Origin of the sequence: Streptomyces sp. NPDC017529, from assembly GCF_044329785.1 — a bacterium.
Lineage (GTDB): Bacteria > Actinomycetota > Actinomycetes > Streptomycetales > Streptomycetaceae > Streptomyces.
Map to the genome: position 1 here is coordinate 65,491 of NZ_JBIRJY010000001.1, position 20,018 is coordinate 85,508.

General features: G+C 72.5%; 1 protein-coding gene. It reads right to left on the reverse strand.

The window, feature by feature from the left end:
* Positions 1-86 precede the first annotated feature (86 nt).
* Positions 87-19,961 (reverse strand): type I polyketide synthase, encoded by a 19,875-nt coding sequence (locus ACH4K4_RS00060; protein ID WP_398163688.1) that lies wholly within the window; start codon positions 19,959-19,961, stop codon positions 87-89.
* Between the last annotated feature and the right edge of the window lie 57 nt (positions 19,962-20,018).

Sequence of the window (20,018 nt, forward strand, 5' to 3'; positions counted from 1 at the left end):
TGGTTCGGCAGTTTCAGGGGCGGGCCGGCCGCACGGAGCGTGCGGCCGGCCCAGTTCCGGCGGGGCCCGTCAGGTCCGGGCAGGGATCACTCGAGTTCGTCGACGAGGGCGAACAGCTCGTCGTCGGTCGCGGCCTCGAGTTCTTCCTCACGCCGCTTCTTGCTCTTGTCGGCGTCCTGGCTGCCCATGGCATCCAGCAGTCGGCGCAGCCTCTCTGCGGCCTCCTCGCGCACCGGCTCGTCCACCGACTCCCGAAGGGCGGCCTCAAGCCGGTCGAGCTCGGCGAGAAGCGGCACCGACACCGCCTCGTCCGGAACCATCTCGGTCCGCAGCCAGGTGGCCAGCGCGACCGGGGTGGGGTAGTCGAACACCAGCGTGGCGGGCAGCCGCAGCCCCGTCACACCGTTGAGGCGGTTGCGCAGTTCGACGGAGGTCAGCGAGTCGAAGCCCAGGTCCTTGAACGCCCGGCGGCCCTCGATCGCCTCGGCCGAGGCGTGCCCCAGTGCAGCGGCCACCTCGGCCCGCACCACATCGGTGAGCACCCGCTCCTGCTCCGACCGACCCAACTCGGCCAGGCGCCGCACCAGTTCGCCTTCACTGCGATGCGTACCGCTGCCGCTCGTGCCCGTGGCGGCAGCGAGCCGGCGGATCTCCGGCAGGTCGCGTACGAGCGGTGTCTCCCGCGGGTCCGTGGCGCCCGGCGCCGCCACCAGCTGGGCCCAGTCGACGTCCATCACCGTCACGACGGCGTCCGGACCGTCCAGCGCCTCGCCCAGGGCGCGTACGGCGAGCTGCGGGTCCATGGGCGGCATCGGGCCACGCTTGACCCGCGCCCGCACCACCTCACTGGAAGCGGCGAAACCGCCGCCCGCCCATGCACCCCATGCCACGGTCAGACCGGCCAGGCCGCGGCCCCGCCGGTGCTCCGCCAGGGCGTCCAGGAAGGCGTTCGCCGCCGCGTAGTTGCCCTGCCCCGCGGCCCCGAGAGTCGACGCCGCGGAGGAGAACAGTACGAACGCGTCGAGGTCCAGGCCGGCGGTCGCCTCGTCCAGGTGAACGGCGCTCGCGGCCTTCGCGGCCAGCACCGTCTCCAGACGCGACACCGACAACCGGTCCACGACACCATCGTCCAGCACCGCAGCCGTATGCATCACGGCGGAGACAGCGGCTCCCGTCGCCCCGGTCCAGGCCACCAGCCCGGCCACGGCCGACCGGTTGCTGACATCGCACGCCACCACGTCGACGGCGGTCCCGGCGGTCGCCAGCTCGGCCGCCAACGCGGCAGCACCCTGCGCTCCGGGGCCGGAGCGGCTGGTAAGCACCAGTCGCGGTGCCCCGCGCCCGGCCAGCCAGCGCGACACATGCCCGGCGATCGCACCCGTACCACCGGTGATCAGCACGCTGCCGCGCGGTGTCCAGGTACGGCCGTTGCCACGGTGCTGCGCCGCCCGGGTCAGCCTGCGGCCGAGGATCCCGGCCGCCCTGATGGCGACCTGGTCCTCGCCGCACCCGGCCAGCACCGCTACGAGGCGCGCACCGGCCCGGTCGTCCACCGCCGCGGGCAGATCGATCAGACCGCCCCAGCGGTCCGGGTGCTCCAGGCCGACGACCCGGCCCAGACCCCACACCTGCGCCTGCACCGGACTGACCAGCGCCTCGCCGGGGGCGGCCACGACCGCGCCCCGGGTGGCCAGCCACAGCGGCGCGACGACGTCGGCGTCGCCGAGGGCCTGGATGAGGCCCAGCGTCGCGGCCAGTCCCCCGGCCACCACGGGGTAGTCCGGCACCGGGGTCTCGTCCAGCGCCAGCAGCGACAGCACACCGGATACGCCGGGCTCTGTTCCCGTGCGCTCCAACGCCGAACCCAGCACGGCCGCGATGTCCGCGCGGTCCACGACGCCGGCCGCCACCTCTGCCACGACGACCTCGGCACCACGGGCACCGAGCGCCGCAGCGCACTGTCGCACCACGTCGTCCTGGCCCAGTCCAGCGGGGGCCACAAGGAGCCACGTCCCGGACAGGACACGGGAGTCGGGCTCGGTTGCCGGAGCCCAGCTCGCCCGGTAGCGCCAGTTCGCGGTCGCCGAACGGTCCTGCTCACGGCGCCGCCAGGACGCGAGCGCGGGCAGTACCTCACCCAGAGGCTGCTGGTCCTCGATGGCCAGCGTGTCCGCGATCCGCGCCAGGTCGCCGTCCTCGACCGCGGCCCAGAACCGGGCCTCGGCCGCCGTGCTCGCACCATCGCCACCGGCGACCGATCCCGGCGTGGGGAAGTTCAGAATACCCTCCGGCCAGAACCGCTGGTGCCGGAAGGCGTACGTCGGCAGCTCCACGCGCTTCCCGGCCGGCAGGACGGCCGACCAGTCCACGGCGACACCGTTGACGTACGCCCGCGCCAGGCCGTTGATGAGGCCGGTCACGTCCTGGTCGGCGCGGCGCTGAAGGGGTACGAAGACGCCTTCGTCGGTGCCGACACCCGCCACCGCATCCGGGCCGAGCGCCGAGAGCGATCCGTCGGGGCCCACCTCGATGAACACCGACACACCCTGCGCGGCGAGCGCGGCCACGGCATCGGCGAAGCGCACCGCCTGCCGGGTCTGCGCGGGCCAGTACGCGCTGTCGCACTCGGTCAGCACCTCACCGCTGAGCGCACCCGCCCACAGCAGCTCCGGACGCTGGTAAGTCAACTCGTCCGCGACAGATCCGAGTTCGCTCAGGACCGGGTCCATGGCGGCAGAGTGGAAGGCGTGCGAGACCCGCAGGCTCCGCACCCGACGACCCGCCGACCGCCAGTACTCCACCACCCGCTCCACCGCATCCGCCGCACCCGACACCACCACCGACTCCGGACCGTTGACCACCGCGATCGACACTGCGGAGGTCCCGCCCAGAGCGGCCAGCACATCGGCTTCCGACGCGTTGACTGCCGCCATCGCACCACCGCCGGGCAGCGCCTGCATCAGCCGCGCCCGCGCCGCCACCAGACGACACGCATCCGGCAACGACAGCACCCCGGCCACATACGCCGCAGCCACCTCACCCACCGAATGACCCACCACCGCATCGACAACCACACCGGCCGCCTGCAACACCGCAGCCAAACCCACCTCGAAAGCAAACAGACCCGCCTGCGCATACAACGTCTGATCCGTCAGGCTCTCGTCGACACCGTCGACACCCAGCACGACATCGCGTACAGAGTCACGTACAGAAGCTCCCAACTCCAGCTCCAGAAGCCCGCACACCCGGTCAAACGTCTCCGCAAACACCGGACTGCCGCCATACAGTGCCCGGCCCATGCCCAGCCACTGCGAACCCTGCCCGGCGAACACCAGGCCCACCCGGGCGCCCTGCCGCGCCACACCCGAGACCACCGAACCCGCCGACACACCACCGGCCAGATTCTTCAGCCCCGTCAACAGCTCCTCACGCTCACCACCCAACACCACAGCCCGGTGCTCGAACACCGACCGCGTCGTCGCCAACGACCAAGCCACATCGACGGGCGCCAAATCGGGCCGCATCAGCAACCACTCGCGCAGTCGGCCCGCCTGGGCCGACAGCCCCTCGGCCGACCGCCCCGACACCAGCAAGGCACCGGCCCTGCCGGTCTCGACCACCATGGGAGCGTCGAGTGTCCGGCCCGTCTCGTCCACGGGTTCAGCGGGGGAGGACACCGACTCGCCGTACTCGGCGGGCGCTTCCTCCAGGATGATGTGAGCGTTGGTGCCGCTCATCCCGAACGAGGACACTCCGGCGCGGCGCGGACGCTCTCCGGCAGGCCACGGCACCGACTTCGTCAGCAGCCGTACCTCGCCCGCCGTCCAGTCCACGTGGGACGACGGCTCGTCCGCGTGGAGGGTCTGCGGGAGCTGCTCGTGCTGGAGCGCCAGCACCATCTTGATTAGACCCGCCACGCCGGCCGCAGCCTGGGTGTGGCCGATGTTGGACTTCACCGAGCCCAACCACAGCGGACGGTTTTCCGGCCGCTCCTGGCCGTACGTGGCCAGCAGCGCCTGCGCCTCGATCGGGTCACCCAACGTGGTGCCCGTACCGTGCGCCTCCACCACGTCTACATCGGCGGCCGACAGCTGACCGCTGGCCAGAGCCGCGCGGATCACCCGCTGCTGGGACGGGCCGTTGGGAGCGGTCAGACCGTTGGACGCACCGTCCTGGTTCGTCGCCGAGCCGCGCACCACGGCCAGGACGGGGTGGCCGTTGCGCCGGGCGTCCGACAGGCGCTCGACCACGAGCATGCCCGCGCCCTCCGCCCAGCCCGTGCCGTCCGCGTCCTCGGAGAACGCACGGCACCGGCCGTCGGCCGACAGGCCCTGCTGCCGCGAGAAGTCGATGAACGTCCCCGGCGTCGCCATGACCGTCACACCACCGGCGAGCGCCAGCGTGCACTCGCCCGAGCGCAGGGCCTGAGCGGCGAGGTGCAGCGCTACGAGGGACGACGAACACGCGGTGTCCACCGTGACCGCCGGGCCCTCAAGGCCCAGCACATACGACACCCGGCCCGACAGCACACTGGTCGCGTTGCCGGTCATCAGGTGCCCCTCGGCACCGGAGCCGCCCTGCCCCGCCAGCGTCACACCGAGCCCATAGCCCGATGCGAAGCCACCGGCGAAGACGCCCGTCGCGCTGCCGCGCATCGCACCGGGGTCGATGCCCGCCCGCTCCAGGGCCTCCCAGGAGGTCTCCAGCAGCAGCCGCTGCTGCGGGTCCATCGCCAGCGCCTCACGCGGGCTGATCCCGAAGAAGCCGGCGTCGAACTCCGCCGCGTCCCGCAGGAACGCACCGGACCGCGTGTACGAGGTTCCCTCGCTCTCCCGGTCCGGGTCGTAAAAGCCCTCCAGGTCCCAGCCACGGTCGGTCGGGAAACCGCCCACCGCGTCCCCGCCGGAAGCCAGCAGGTCCCAGAACTCCTCCGGACTACCCGCACCACCCGGGAAGCGGCACGCCATACCCACGATCGCCAGCGGCTCGTCCACCGCAACGGCAGACACAGTGGCCACCGGCGCGGCCACCTCTGCCTCCGCCCCGGTCAGCTCACCCCTCAGGAACCCGGCCAGCACGACCGGGGTGGGGTAGTCGAACACCAGCGTGGCGGGCAGCCGCAGCCCCGTCACACCGTTGAGGCGGTTGCGCAGTTCGACGGCGGTCAGCGAGTCGAAGCCCAGGTCCTTGAAGGCTCGCCGGTCCTCGATCGCCTCGGCCGAGGCGTGTCCCAGCGCAGCGGCCACTTCGGCCCGTACGACATCGGTGAGCACCCGCTCCTGCTCCGTCCGGCCCAGCCCGGCCAGCCGTCGCGTCAGCTCACCCTCACCGTGCACCACGGCTTCGGGCCCCGCGCTCGCGGCGACCAGTCGGCGCACCTCGGGCAGGTCGCGCATGAGCGGCATCTTCCGCACATCCGCAGCGCCCGGGGCGGAGGCCAGTTGGGCCCAGTCGACGTCCATCACCGTCAGCACGGCATCCGGACCGTCCAGCGCCTCACCCAGCGCACGCGCCGCGAGCTGCGGGTCCATGGGCGGCATCGGGCCGCGCTTGACCCGCGCCCGCACGGCGTCGCTGGACTCGGCGAAACCGCCACCCGCCCACACGCCCCATGCCACGGTCAGGCCGGCCAGGCCGCGGCCCCGTCGGTTCTCCGCCAGCGCGTCCAGGAAGGCGTTCGCCGCCGCATAGTTGCCCTGACCCGGACCACCCAGCGTCGACGCCGCCGAGGAGAACAACACGAACGCATCAAGATCCAGGCCGGCAGTCGCCTCGTCCAGATACACCGCACTCGCCGCCTTCGCAGCCAGCACCGTCTCCAGACGCGACACCGACAACCGGTCCACGACACCGTCATCCAGCACCGCAGCCGTATGCATCACCGACGACAGCACAGGACCACTCGTACTGGTCCAGGCCACCAGCCCGGCCACCGCCGACCGGTCACTGACATCACACGCCACCACATCGACAGCAGCCCCGGCAGCAGCCAGCTCAGCCACCAGGCCCGCCACATCGGAAGCGGCAGGACCCGAGCGGCTGGTCAGCACCAGACGCGACGCACCACGCCCGGCCAGCCACCGCGCCACATGACCCGCGATCGCACCCGTACCACCGGTGATCAGCACACTGCCACGCGGCGTCCACCTCACGTCACCGCGAGGCTGCGAGGCGCGTCCCAGACGCCGGCCCAGCACTCCCGCCGACCGGATCGCGACCTGGTCCTCGGCGCTGTCGGCCAGCACAGCCGCAAGGCGTGCGCCCGCGCGCTCGTCGACCGTCGCGGGCAGGTCGATCAGACCGCCCCAACGGTCCGGGTGCTCCAGGCCGACGACCCGGCCCAGCCCCCACACCTGCGCCTGCACCGGACTGACCAGCACCTCACCCGGACCGGCGGCCACCGCACCACGCGTGACCAGCCACAGCGGCGCGGCCACACGTATATCACCGAGGGCCTGTACGAGCGCCAAGGTTGCGGCCAGTCCCCCGGTCACCACCGGGTAGTCCGGCACCGGAGTCTCGTCCAGCGCCAGCAACGACAGCACACCCGCGACCCCGCCGGACTCCACACCCTCCAGCGCCTCGCCGAGCAGCGCGGCCACACCGTCCCGGTCCACCACTCCGGCCGGGACCTCGACCACGACGGCCTCGGCCCCGCGGGCGGCGAGTGCGGCCGCACACTGCTGTGCCGCCTCGTCCTCGCCCAGTCCGGCGGGGGCCGCGATCAGCCATGTCCCAGACAGCACACGGGTGTCGGGCTCGGCGACGGGTGACCAGGTCGCCCGGTAGCGCCAGTTCGCGGTCGCCGAACGGTCCTGCTCACGGCGCCGCCAGGACGCGAGCGCGGGCAGTACGTCGCCGAGTTGCTTCTGGTCCTCAAGGGCCAGCGTGTCCGCGATCCCGGCCAGGTCGCCGTCCTCGACCGCGGCCCAGAACCGGGCTTCCGCCACCGTATTCGCGCCGTCTCCGCCCGCGGACGAACCGACCGAGGGCATCGCCAGAATCCCCTCCGGCCAGAACCGCTGGTGCCGGAAGGCGTATGTGGGCAGCTCCACCTGCTCGCCGGCCGGGAGCACCTTCGCCCAGTCGACGGCAGCACCGTTGACGTACGCCCGCGCCAGGCCGTTGATGAGGCCGGTCACGTCCTGGTCGTCGCGGCGCTGAAGGGGTACGAAGACGCCTTCGTCGGTGCCGATACCGGCCACCGCATCCGGGCCGAGCGCCGAGAGCGATCCGTCGGGGCCCACCTCGATGAACACCGACACACCCTGCGCGGCGAGCGCGGCCACGGCATCGGCGAAGCGCACCGCCTGCCGGGTCTGCGCCGGCCAGTACGCGCTGTCGCACTCGGTCAGCACCTCACCGCTCAGCGCACCCGCCCACAGCAGCTCCGGACTCCGATACGTCAACTCCTGCGCGACAGATCCGAGTTCACCCAGGACCGGGTCCATGGCGGCAGAGTGGAAGGCGTGCGAGACCCGCAGGCTCCGCACCCGACGACCCGCCGACCGCCAGTACTCCACCACCCGCTCTACCGCATCCGCGGCACCCGACACCACCACCGACTCCGGACCGTTGACCACCGCAATCGACACCCCGGACACGTCCGCCAGAGCGGCCAGCACATCGGCTTCGGAGGCGTTGATCGCCGCCATCGCACCACCGCCGGGCAGCGCCTGCATCAGCCGCGCCCGCGCCGCCACCAGACGACACGCATCCGGCAACGACAGCACCCCGGCCACATACGCCGCAGCCACCTCACCCACCGAATGACCCACCACCGCATCGGCAACCACACCGGCCGCCTTCAACACCGCAGCCAAAGCCACCTCGAAAGCAAACAGACCCGCCTGCGCATACAACGTCTGATCCGTCAGGCTCTCGTCGACACCATCCACACCCAGCACGACATCGCGTACGGAGTCACATACGGAAGCTCCCAACTCCAGCTCCAGAAGCCCGCACACCCGGTCAAACGTCTCCGCAAACACCGGACTGCCGCCATACAGTGCCCGGCCCATGCCCAGCCACTGCGAACCCTGACCCGCAAACACCAGGCCCACCCGGGCATCCGACGGGGCCACGCCGGAGACCAGCGAGCCCGCCGTCACACCGGCGGCCAGGTTCTCCAGACCGGCCACCAACTCGTCGCGGCCACCGCCCAGAACCACTGCCCGGTGCTCGAACGCCGACCGCGTCGTCGCCAACGACCAGCCCACATCCACCGGCGCCAACTCGGGCCGTGTCACGACCCATTCGCGCAGCCGACCTGCCTGTGCCACCAGACCGGCCGCGGAGCGGCCCGACACCAGCCACGCACCGACCTCACCGGCCTTGACGACCGCCGGGGTCTCGGGCGCACCGGTCCCCTCGCCCTCAGCGAGAGCCTCGGCAGGCTCGGGGGCCTCCTCCACGATGACGTGGGCGTTGGTACCGCTGATGCCGAACGCCGAGATGCCGGCGCGGCGTACCCGACCGTCGGACGGCCACGGCACCTGCTCGTTGAGCAGCCGTACCTCGCCCGCCGTCCAGTCCACGTGCGAGGACGGCTCGTCGGCGTGCAGCGTCTGCGGGAGCTGCTCGTGCTGCAGCGCCAGCACCATCTTGATCACGCCCGCGACACCGGCGGCGGCCTGCGTGTGACCGATGTTCGACTTCACCGAGCCCAACCACAACGGCCGCTGCTCGGCGCGCTCCTGGCCGTACGTGGCAAGGAGCGCCTGCGCCTCGATCGGGTCGCCCAGCGTAGTGCCCGTACCGTGCGCCTCCACCACGTCTACATCGGCGGGGGACAGCTGACCGCTGGCCAGAGCCGCGCGGATCACCCGCTGCTGGGACGGGCCGTTGGGCGCCGAAAGGCCGTTGGACGCACCGTCCTGGTTCACCGCCGAGCCGCGCACCACGGCCAGGACGGGGTGGCCGTTGCGCCGGGCGTCCGACAGGCGCTCGACCACGAGCATGCCCGCGCCCTCGGCCCAGCCCGTGCCGTTCGCGTCCTCGGAGAACGCGCGGCACCGGCCGTCCACGGAAAGGCCCTGCTGCCGCGAGAACTCCACGAAGGAGAACGGTGTGGCCATGACCGTGACGCCGCCGGCCAGCGCGAGCGAGCACTCGCCCGAGCGCACCGCCTGGACGGCCAGGTGCAGCGCCACCAGCGACGACGAACACGCCGTGTCTACCGTGACCGCCGGGCCCTCAAGACCCAGCACGTAGGAGATACGGCCGGACAGCACACTGGTCGAGTTGCCGGTCATCAGGTGTCCCTCGACACCTGCTCCGTCCTGGCCCGTCAACGCCATTCCGATGGCGTAGCCCGAGCCGAAGCCGCCCGCGAACACACCGGTCGCGCTGCCCCGCAGCGAATGCGGGTCGATCCCGGCCCGCTCCAGGGCCTCCCAGGAGGTCTCCAGCAGCAGCCGCTGCTGCGGGTCCATCGCCAGCGCCTCACGCGGGCTGATCCCGAAGAAGCCGGCGTCGAACTCCGCCGCGTCCCGCAGGAACGCACCGGACCGCGTGTACGAAGTTCCCTCGCTCTCCCGGTCCGGGTCGTAAAAGCCCTCCAGGTCCCAGCCACGGTCGGTCGGGAAACCGCCCACCGCGTCCCCGCCGGAAGCCAGCAGGTCCCAGAACTCCTCCGGACTACCCGCACCACCCGGGAAACGGCACGCCATACCCACGATCGCCAACGGCTCGTCCACCGCAACGGCAGACACAGTGGCCACCGGCGCGGCCACCTCTGCCTCCGCCCCGGTCAGCTCACCCCGCAGGAACCCGGCCAGCACGACCGGGGTGGGGTAGTCGAACACCAGCGTGGCGGGCAGCCGCAGCTTTGTCGCCGCGTTCAGCTGGTTGCGCAGTTCGACGGCGGTCAGCGAGTCGAAGCCCAGGTCCTTGAACGCCTGCCTGGCCTGCACCATGTCCATCGAGGAGTGGCCCAGGACCGCGGCAGCCTCCGCCCGCACCACGTCGGTGAGCACCCGGTCCTGTTCGGCCCGGCCCAACCCGGCGAGGCGCCGGGCCAGTTCGCCACCGCTGTGCGCCGGGCCGTTGGCGCTCGCGCTCGCGGCGGCCAGTCGGCGGATCTCGGGGAGGTCGCGCACCAGCGGCATCTCGTGCACGTTCGCCGTGCCCGGCGCCGAGCCCAGTTGCTCCCAGTCGACATCCATCACGGTCACGACGGCGTCGGAGCCGTCCAGCGACTCGCCGAGCGCCCGTACGGCCAGGTGCGGGTCCATGGCAGGCATGGCGGTTCGCTGCATACGCGTCCGGATCACCTCGGTGGACTCCGCGAGTCCACCGCCGCCCCACAGACCCCAGGCGACCGCGAGACCAGCCAGGCCGCGGCCCCGCCGGTGCTCCGCCAGAGCGTCCAGGAAGGCGTTCGCCGCTGCATAGTTGCCCTGACCCGGACCACCCAGCGTCGACGCCGCCGAGGAGAACAACACGAACGCATCAAGATCCAGGCCGGCAGTCGCCTCGTCCAGATACACCGCACTCGCCGCCTTCGCAGCCAGCACCGTCTCCAGACGCGACACCGACAACCGGTCCACGACACCGTCATCCAGCACCGCAGCCGTATGCATCACCGACGACAGCACAGGACCACTCGTACTGGTCCAGGCCACCAGCCCGGCCACCGCCGACCGGTCACTGACATCACACGAAACCACATCGACAGCAGTCCCGGCAGCAGCCAGCTCAGCCACCAGGCCCGCCACATCGGAAGCGGCAGGACCCGAGCGGCTGGTCAGCACCAGACGCGACGCACCACGCCCGGCCAGCCACCGCGCCACATGACCCGCGATCGCACCCGTACCACCGGTGATCAGAGCACTGCCACGCGGCGTCCAGCTCTCCTCGGAGCCACGGGACTGGGGCACCCGGGTCAGGCGCCGGCCCAGAATCCCGGCCGACCGGATCGCGGCTTGGTCCTCTCCGCTCCCGGCCAGCACCGCTACGAGGCGCGCACCGGCCCGGTCGTCCACCGACGCGGGCAGATCGACCAACCCGCCCCAGCGCTCGGGGTGTTCCAGGCCGACAACCCGCCCCAGCCCCCACACCTGCGCCTGCACCGGACTGACCAGCACCTCACCTGGACCGGCGGCCACCGCACCACGCGTGACCAGCCACAGCGGCGCGACAATCCCTGCATCGCCGAGGGCCTGTACGAGACCCAGCGTCGCGGCCAGACCACCGGCCACCACCGGGTGCTCGGGCACCGGGGTCTCATCCAGCGCCAGCAACGACAGCACACCCGCGACCCCGCCGGACTCCACACCCTCCAGCGCCTCGCCGAGCAGCGCGGCCACACCGTCCCGGCCCACCACGCCGGCCGGGACCTCGACCACGACGACCTCAGCGCCACGAGCACCGAGCGCCGAAACGCACTGCCGCACCGCCTCGTCCTCGCCCAGTCCAGCGGGCGCGACAAGCAGCCACGTCCCGGACAGCACACGGGAGTCCGGCTCGGCGATCGGCGCCCAGCTCACCCGGTAACGCCAGTTCGCGGTCACCGAACGGTCCAGCTCGCGGCGCCGCCACGACGCCAGCGCCGGCAGCACCTCGCTGAACGGACGGCCGCCGTCCACCGCCAGCGTGTCGGCGAGCTGTGTCAGGTCACCGCCCTCGACGGCAGCCCAGAACTGCGACTCCGCCGCCGTACTCGCGCCGTCCCCACCGACGACCGAGCCCTGGGTGGGCAGCGCCAGCACGCCCTCGGGCCAGTACCGCTGGTGCCGGAAGGCGTACGTCGGCAACTCCACCAGCTCGCCCACCGGGAGCACCGCGCGCCAGTCCACCGTCGCGCCCTGCACATACGCCTCGGCCAGCGACGTGAGCAGCCGCGCCGCGCCACCGTCGTCCCGCCGCAGCGTCCCGCACACGGCACCCGGGACCGCGCCCGGCCCGGCCTCCAGGACCACTTCTTCGAGGGTGTCGTTCATCGCGCCCAGCAGCACCGGGTGCGGGGTCACCTCGATGAAGATCTGGTGCCCCGCTCCGGCCAGCACCCGCACCGCACGGTCGTAATGCACGGTGGCGCGCAGGCTTCCGTACCAGTACGCGGCGTCCAGCTCCTCACCGGACAGCGTCTCGCCCGTCATCGCGGAGACCATCGGCACCCGGCCCCGACGCGGCGCGATCCCGGCCAGCGCGGAGGTGATCTCCTCCTCCAGGCGCTCCACCTGGGCGGAGTGCGAGGCGTAGTCCACGGCCACCATCCGGGCCCGGACCCCTTCCGCGTCCAGCTCCGCCTTGAGCTCTTCCAGAGCCCCGGGCTCGCCGGAAACCACCACCGCCGCCGGGCCATTGACCGCGGCCAGCGACAGCCGCTCGCCCCACTTCGGCAGACGCTCCTCGACCGCGGCAGCCGACAGGCTCACCGAGAGCATCCCGCCCGCACCCGCCAACACCTTCAACGACCGCGACCGCAACGCCACAACACAGGCACCATCCTCAAGAGACAGCATCCCGGCCACCGTCGCCGCCGCGATCTCACCCTGCGAGTGACCCACCACCGCATCCGGAGACACACCTGCCGCCTCCCACACGGCGGCCAGCGACACCATCACCGCCCACAGCGCAGGCTGCACCACATCCGCAGCCTCCAACGCAGGCGCACCCGGCGCACCCGCGAGGACGTCGCTCAGCGACCAATCCACAAACGGCGCCAGCGCCCGCTCACACTCGGCAAGACGCGCCGCGAACACCGGGCTCGACTCCGCCAACTCCCGGCCCATACCCAGCCACTGCGAACCCTGCCCCGCGAAAGCGAACACCACTCGCGCGCCGGGCCGGGCCACGCCCGACACCACGGAACCCGCGGGCACACCGGCCGCCAGGCCCTCCAGGCCGGCCACCAGCTCGGTACGGTCAGCGCCCACCACCACAGCACGGTGCTCGAACACCGAGCGGGTGGCCGCCAGCGACCAGCCGACATCGGTCAGTCCCAGCTCGGGACGGGCCACCGTCCATGCGCGCAGCCGGCCCGCCTGCGCGGTCAGGCCCTCGGCCGAGCGGCCCGAGACCAGCCAGGCGCCGACCCCGCCGGTCTCGACGACCGCGGCGGTTTCGGGCGCACCGGTCCCCTGGCCCTCGCCGGAGACCTCGTCCTCGGTGGGCTCGGGGGCCTCTTCCAGGATGACGTGCACGTTGGTGCCGCTGATGCCGAACGCCGAGACACCGGCGCGGCGAACCCGACCGTCAGACGGCCACGGCACCTGCTCGTTCGCCAGCTTGATGTCGCCGGCTTCCCAGTCCACGTGCGAGGACGGCACGTCCGCGTACAGCGTCTGCGGGATCTGCTCGTGCTGTAGGGCGAGGACCATCTTCATGAGGCCCGCGACACCGGCCGCCGCCTGGGTGTGGCCGATGTTCGACTTGATCGATCCCAGCCACAACGCGCCCTGTTCGCCCCGACCCTGGCCGTAGGTGGCGAGGAGCGCGCCCGCCTCGATGGGGTCGCCCAGCGTGGTACCCGTACCGTGCGCTTCGACCACGTCCACATCGGCGGCGGTCAGCTGGGCACTGGCCAGGGCCGCTCGGATCACGCGCTGCTGGGAGGGGCCGTTGGGGGCGGTCAGACCGTTGGACGCGCCGTCCTGGTTGATGGCGCTGCCGCGTACCACGGCGAGCACCGGGTGGCCGTTGCGCCGGGCGTCCGACAGGCGCTCCACGACGAGCATGCCCGCGCCCTCGGCCATGCCCATGCCGTCGGCCGCGTCCGAGAACGCCTTGGAGCGTCCGTCCGCCGCCAGGCCGCGGGCGTGCGAGAACGCCAGGAAGCCATCGGGGCTGGCCATGACGGTGATGCCGCCGGCCAGCGCGAGCGAGCACTCGCCCGAGCGCAGGGCCTGGGCGGCCAGGTGCAGTGCCACGAGGGACGACGAGCAGGCCGTGTCCACCGTGACCGCCGGGCCTTCGAGACCGAGCGCGTACGACACCCGGCCGGACAGCACGCTGGCCGCGTTGCCGGTCATCAGGTGCGCCCCGAGGCTTTCGAGGTCGGCCTCGTCCTCCATGGTGACCGCGAGGTACGAGGAGCTGTATCCGCCCACGAACGCGCCGGTCTGGCTGCCGCGCAGGCTCGCGGGGTCGATGCCGGCCCGCTCGAAGGCTTCCCAGCTCACCTCGAGCAGGAGGCGCTGCTGCGGGTCCATGGCGAGCGCTTCACGAGGGCTGATGCCGAAGAAGCCCGCGTCGAACCCGCTGGCGTCCTGGAGGAATCCGCCCACCTGTGTGTAGGAGGTGCCGACCTGGGCCATGTCCGGGTCGTACAGGGCCTCGATGTCCCAGCCGCGGTCGGTGGGGAAGGTGGACATCGCGTCCGTGCCCGTGGACAGCAGCTGCCACAGCTCGTCCGGGCTGGTCGCGCCGCCGGGGAAGCGGCAGGCCATGCCGACGATGGCGATCGGCTCGTCCGCCACGACCGCGGCCGTCGCCGGGGTGGTGATGGGCTCCGCGACGTCGGACAGGTCGCCGGCCAGCTGTTCGCGCAGCAGTCCTGCCAGGGCCACGGGGTTGGGGTAGTCGAAGACCAGTGTGGCGGGCAGCCGCAGTCCGGTCGCCGGGTTCATCCGGTTGCGGAACTCGACCGCGATCAGCGAGTCGAAGCCCAGGTCGGTGAAGGGGCGGCCCGCCTCGATCGCGTCCCCGGAGGCGTGTCCGAGTACCGCGGCGGCGTGGGTGCGGACCAGGTCCAGCAGCACCCGGTCGCGTTCGGCGCCCGGCAGCCCGGCCAGCTGCCGGCGCAGCGCATCGGCGGCGCCGGCACCGCCTGCGGCGGAGGTGACGGCCGTCCGGCGGGGGATGAAGTCATCGGCCAGCACCTGCCACAGCGCCGGGATCCCGGTGGCGGCCGCCACCTCCCGCAGCGCGGTCTTGTCGAGGCGGGTCGGAACCAGGATGGCCTCGTCCCGCTCCAGGATCAGGTCCAGCAGGAGCAGGCCTTCGCTCTCGCTCAGCGCCGCGAGTCCCGATCCGGTCATCCGTCGGAGCATCAGCTCGTCCAGGTCGCGGCCGATGCCCGCCTCGGGCATCCAGGGGCCCCAGGCCAGCGCCGTCGCCGCGAGTCCGGCCGCCCGGCGGTACCCCGCCAACGCGTCCAGGAAGGCGTTGGCCGCCGCGTAGTTGCCCTGACCGGGGCCGCCGAATGCCGCCGCCACGGAGGAGAACAGCACGAAGTGGTCCAGGCCCATGTCCTGGGTCAGCTCGTGCAGGTTCCAGGCCGCGTCCACCTTGGGGCGCATCACCGCGGCGACCCGCTCCGGGGTCAACGAGTCGATCATTGAGTCGTCGATGATGCCCGCAGCGTGGAAGACGGACCCCAGCGGGCAGTCGGACGGGATGTCCGCCAGCACCGCGGCCAGCGCGTCCCGGTCGGCCACGTCGCACGAGATCACGCGGACCCATCCGCCGAGCGCCGCCACCTCGGCGGCCAGTTCGGCCACTCCCGCGGCAGCCGGGCCGGAGCGGCTGATCAGCAGTACGCCGCCGGCCCTTCCAGTGGCCACCAGGTGCCGGGCCACGACTCCGCCGAGGGTTCCCGTACCGCCGGTCAGCAGCACCGAGCGGGGGCCCGCGCCGTGCTGCGGCTGCGAGGGCTCCTCCGTCTGCTCGGGCAGTGCCAGTTCGCCTACGGGGCGGATCAGCCGCCTGCCGTAGGCGTGCTGTTCGCGGAAGGCGACTTCCGGTTCGCCGCCGGCGAGGACCGAGGGCAGCAGCGCCAGCCGGCCGTCGCTGCCGGCCGGGGGCAGGTCGGCGAGGACCAGCCGTCCGGGGTTCTCCACCTGTGCCGAGCGCAGCAGGCCCCACACGGCGCCGGCCGTCAGGTCGGCCACGCCCTCCTCGGCCCGTACGGCCACCCCGCCACGGGTGACCACGACCAGTTGCGCGGTTTCCAGCTGCTGCTCGCCCAGCCACTCCTGCACTACTTCGAGCGCCTCACCGGCGACCCGGCGAGCCGCCTCGGCAACGGAGCCGGCGCCGCTGTCGTCGCCCACGCACACGAGCACCGCCGCGGGAGCGATGTCTCCCGCGCTGGCGGCGGCGGCGATCTCGGCGACGTCGGCGTAGGTGCGCACGGGCACGCCGGCGGCGTTCAACTGGTCGGCGACGCCGAAGCGGTCGGTGCCGATCAGCGCCAACTGGCCGTCCAGGGCCGCGCTCTGCTGGGGCAGCTGGGTCCACTCCACGGTGAACAGCGCGTCGCTGACCCAGTCGTCGCTGGTCTGCAGCTGGTCCGGCGAGACCGGGCGGGTGACCAGCGATGCCACCGTCACCACGGGGCGGCCGGTGGTGTCCGCGGCCGTCAGCGACAGGTTGCCCTGTCCGTCCCGGCGCAGGCGGGCGCGCAGGACCGAGGCGCCGGTCGCGTGCACCTCCACGTCCGTCCATGCGAACGGCATGCGTATCTGGCCCGGTTCGCTCTCGTCGGCCGCTTCGGCGTCCGCGGCGTCCGCCACGACGCCCGCGAGCAGCGCCGCGTCCAGCAGCACCGGGTGCAGCCCGAACGAGGCCGCCTCGTCCGCGACCTCCTCGGGCAGTACGACCTCGGCGAAGATGTCCTCGCCGCGCCGCCAGACCGCCCGCAGGCCCTGGAAGGCGGGGCCGTAGATGTCGGCCAGGTGGACGGTGTAGAGGTCCGTGATGTCCAGTGCGGTGGCGTCGCGCGGCGGCCAGACGCTGAGGTCCTGCTCCGCCTGTACGGGCGTGTGGGCAGGGGCCAGCACGGCGCCCGCGTGCTTGACCCACTCGTGCTCCTCGTCCGGCTTGTCCGGCCGGGAGAAGACGTCCACCTCACGGCGTCCGTCGTCGGCGGCCCCGCCCACCACGACCTGGACCTGTACGCCGCCGCCGTCCGAGGGCAGCACCAGCGGTGCCTGCAGGGTCAGTTCCTCCAGCAGCGAGCACCCCACCTGATGGCCGGCGCTCACCACCAGTTCCACGAAGCCGGTGCCGGGCAGCAGTACGACGCCGCCGACGGCGTGGTCGGCCAGCCACGGCTGCGCACGCAGCGACAGTCGGCCGGTGCACACCAGGCCCGCGCCGCCGCCCAGTTCCACCACCGCACGCAGCAGCGGGTGCCCCACCGCGGCCTGTCCCAGCGACGACGGGTCGCCGCCCGCCGAGGATGCCGCGCCCGGCAGGGCCATCATGCCCTTGGGCCAGTACCGCTCGTGGCGGAAGGCGTAGGTGGGCAGCTCCACCCGCTCCGCCGTGGGCAGGACCGCGGTCCAGTCGACGGCCACGCCGGCGACGAACGCCTCGGCGAGCGAGGTGAGAAGGCGTATCGCTCCGCCGTCGTCGCGGCGCAGGGTGCTGCACACCGCGCCGGCCTGGACGCCGGGGCCCGTGTCGTCGGCGGCCGCCTCCAGCGTGTCGGTCATCGGCGCGATCAGCACCGGGTGCGGGGAGACCTCGATGAACACCTGGTGGCCCGTGCCCGCCAGCGTGCGTACGGCCCGCTCGAAGTGCACCGGGGCCCGCAGGCTTCCGTACCAGTACGCGGCGTCCAGCTCCTCGCCGCCGAGGACTTCGCCGGTGACGGCCGAGAGCATGGGTATCCGGCCGGCGCGCGGTGCCACATCGGCCAGCAGGGAGGTGATGCCCTCCTCCAGCTGCTCCACCTGCGCGCAGTGCGAGGCGTAGTCGACCGCGACCATCCGCTCGCGTACGCCCTCGGCCTGGAGCTCCTGCCGGAGCTCGTGCAGGGCGTCCACGTCGCCGGAGACCACCACGACCGAGGGGCCGTTGACGACGGCCAGGGAGAGCCGTCCCTCCCAGCGTTCCAGCCGCTTCTCCACGCGGGCGGCCGGCTCGGTCACCGACAGCATTCCCCCGGTGCCGGTGATCGCCCGCAGCGCCTGGGAGCGCAGCGCCACCACCTTCGCGCCGTCCTCCAGGCTGAGCATGTCGGCGACCGTCGCGGCGGCGATCTCGCCCTGCGAGTGGCCCACCACCGCGTCCGGGGACACACCGGCCGCTTCCCAGACGGCGGCCAGGGAGACCATCACCGCCCACAGCACCGGCTGCACCACATCCGCAGCCTCCATGGCGGGCGCGCCCTCGGCGCCGGTCAGCACGTCGGTGAGGGACCAGTCGACGTACGGCGCGAGGGCGCGCTCACACTCGGCGAGCCGGGCGGCGAACACCGGACTACAGGCGGCCAGTTCCTTGCCCATGCCCAGCCACTGCGAGCCCTGGCCGGGGAAGACGAACACCGAGCGGGCGCTGGAGTGCGCCACACCCGAGACGACCGAACTCGCCGGCAGTCCGTTGGCTACCTGCGCCAGAGCGCCGACCAGCTCGCCGCGGTCCGTGCCCAGTACCACGGCGCGGTGCTCGAACACCGACCGGGTCCGGGCCAACGACCAGGCCACATCGCCCGCTTCGAGGCCGGGCCTGGCCACCAGCCAGTCCCGCAGCCGGTCCGCCTGCGCCGTCAGGCCCTCCGCCGAACGTCCCGACACCACCCATGCCGTGGCGCCCGAGACCACCGGTTCCGCCGCTGCGGCGTCGGTCTCGGGGGCCGCGGTGGCGCCGTCCTCGGACGCGCCGTCGCCATGGGCGCCGTCCTCGGACTCGGGGTCCTCGGCGGGGGCTTCCTCGATGATGACGTGCGCGTTGGTGCCGCTGACGCCGAAGGAGGACACTCCGCCGCGGCGCACCCGCTCCCCGGCGGGCCACGGCTTGGCCTCGGTGAGCAGGCGTACGTCGCCGGCCGACCAGTCGATGTGCGGCGAGGCCTCCTGCGCGTGCAGGGTCTGCGGCATCTGCTGGTTCTGCAGCGCGAGAACCATCTTGATCACACCGGCGATACCGGCGGCGGCCTGGGTGTGGCCGATGTTGGACTTCACCGAGCCCAGCCACACCGGACGGTCCTCGGGGCGGTCCTGGCCGTAGGTGGCGAGGATCGCGCCCGCCTCGATGGGGTCGCCCAGCGTGGTGCCCGTACCGTGCGCCTCCACCACGTCCACATCGGCCGTGGACAGCCGGGAGCTGGCCAGCGCCGCCCGGATCACCCGCTGCTGCGAGGGGCCGTTGGGCGCGGCCAGGCCGTTGGACGCGCCGTCCTGGTTGAGCGCGGACCCGCGAACCACCGCCAGCACCGGGTGCCCCAACCGCCGGGCGTCCGAGAGCCGTTCCACGACGACCATGCCCGCGCCCTCGGAGATGCCCATGCCGTCGGCGTCCGCCGAGAACGCCTTGCAGCGCCCGTCGTGGGCGAGGCCGAGCTGCCGGGAGAACTGGGTGAACATGATCGGGATGGCGGTGACCGTGACGCCGCCGGCCAGCGCCAGCGAGCACTCTCCGGACCGGATCGCCTGGCAGGCCATGTGCAACGCCACCAGGGACGAGGAGCAGGCCGTGTCCACCGTCACCGCCGGGCCTTCGAGGCCCAGCGAGTACGACACCCGTCCGGAGATGACGCTGGTCGAGGTCCCGGTCATCAGGTGGACGTCCAGGTCCTCGTCCGCGCCGAATCCGTAACCGGAGAGCGAGGCGCCGGCGAACACGCCGGTCAGCGAACCGCGCAGCGAGGCCGGGTCGATGCCCGCCCGCTCCAGCGCCTCCCAGCACACCTCCAGCAGCAGCCGCTGCTGCGGGTCCATCGCCACGGCCTCGCGCGGGCTGATCCCGAAGAATCCCGCGTCGAATCCGCTGGCGTCCTCGATGAATCCGGCCTCGTGCACACGCGCATTGCCGTCCGGGTCCTGCCCGCACAGTTCATCGAGGTCCCAGCCTCTGTCGGACGGGAACCCGGCGACCCCGTCCCCGCCTGCGGCCAGCAGCTTCCAGAAATCCTCAGGGGCCTGGACATCTCCGGGGTAACGGCAGCCGATTCCCACGATCGCAATGGGCTCTTGGCTGCGTTCCTCGACCTCACGCAGACGCTGACGCGTGTCGTGCAGATTGGCCGTTACCCATTTGAGGTAATCGCGGAGAGTCTCTTCATCTGCCATCGGATCTCACCATTCCAGTCTTGAAATGCAAGCTTGCTGTCCGCAATTACGGAGAAC

What these genes read in the sequence shown, in the direction of transcription:
- ACH4K4_RS00060 (WP_398163688.1), bottom strand. Translation starts at nt 19,961, where the DNA reads ATGGCAGATGAAGAGACTCTCCGCGATTACCTCAAATGGGTAACGGCC.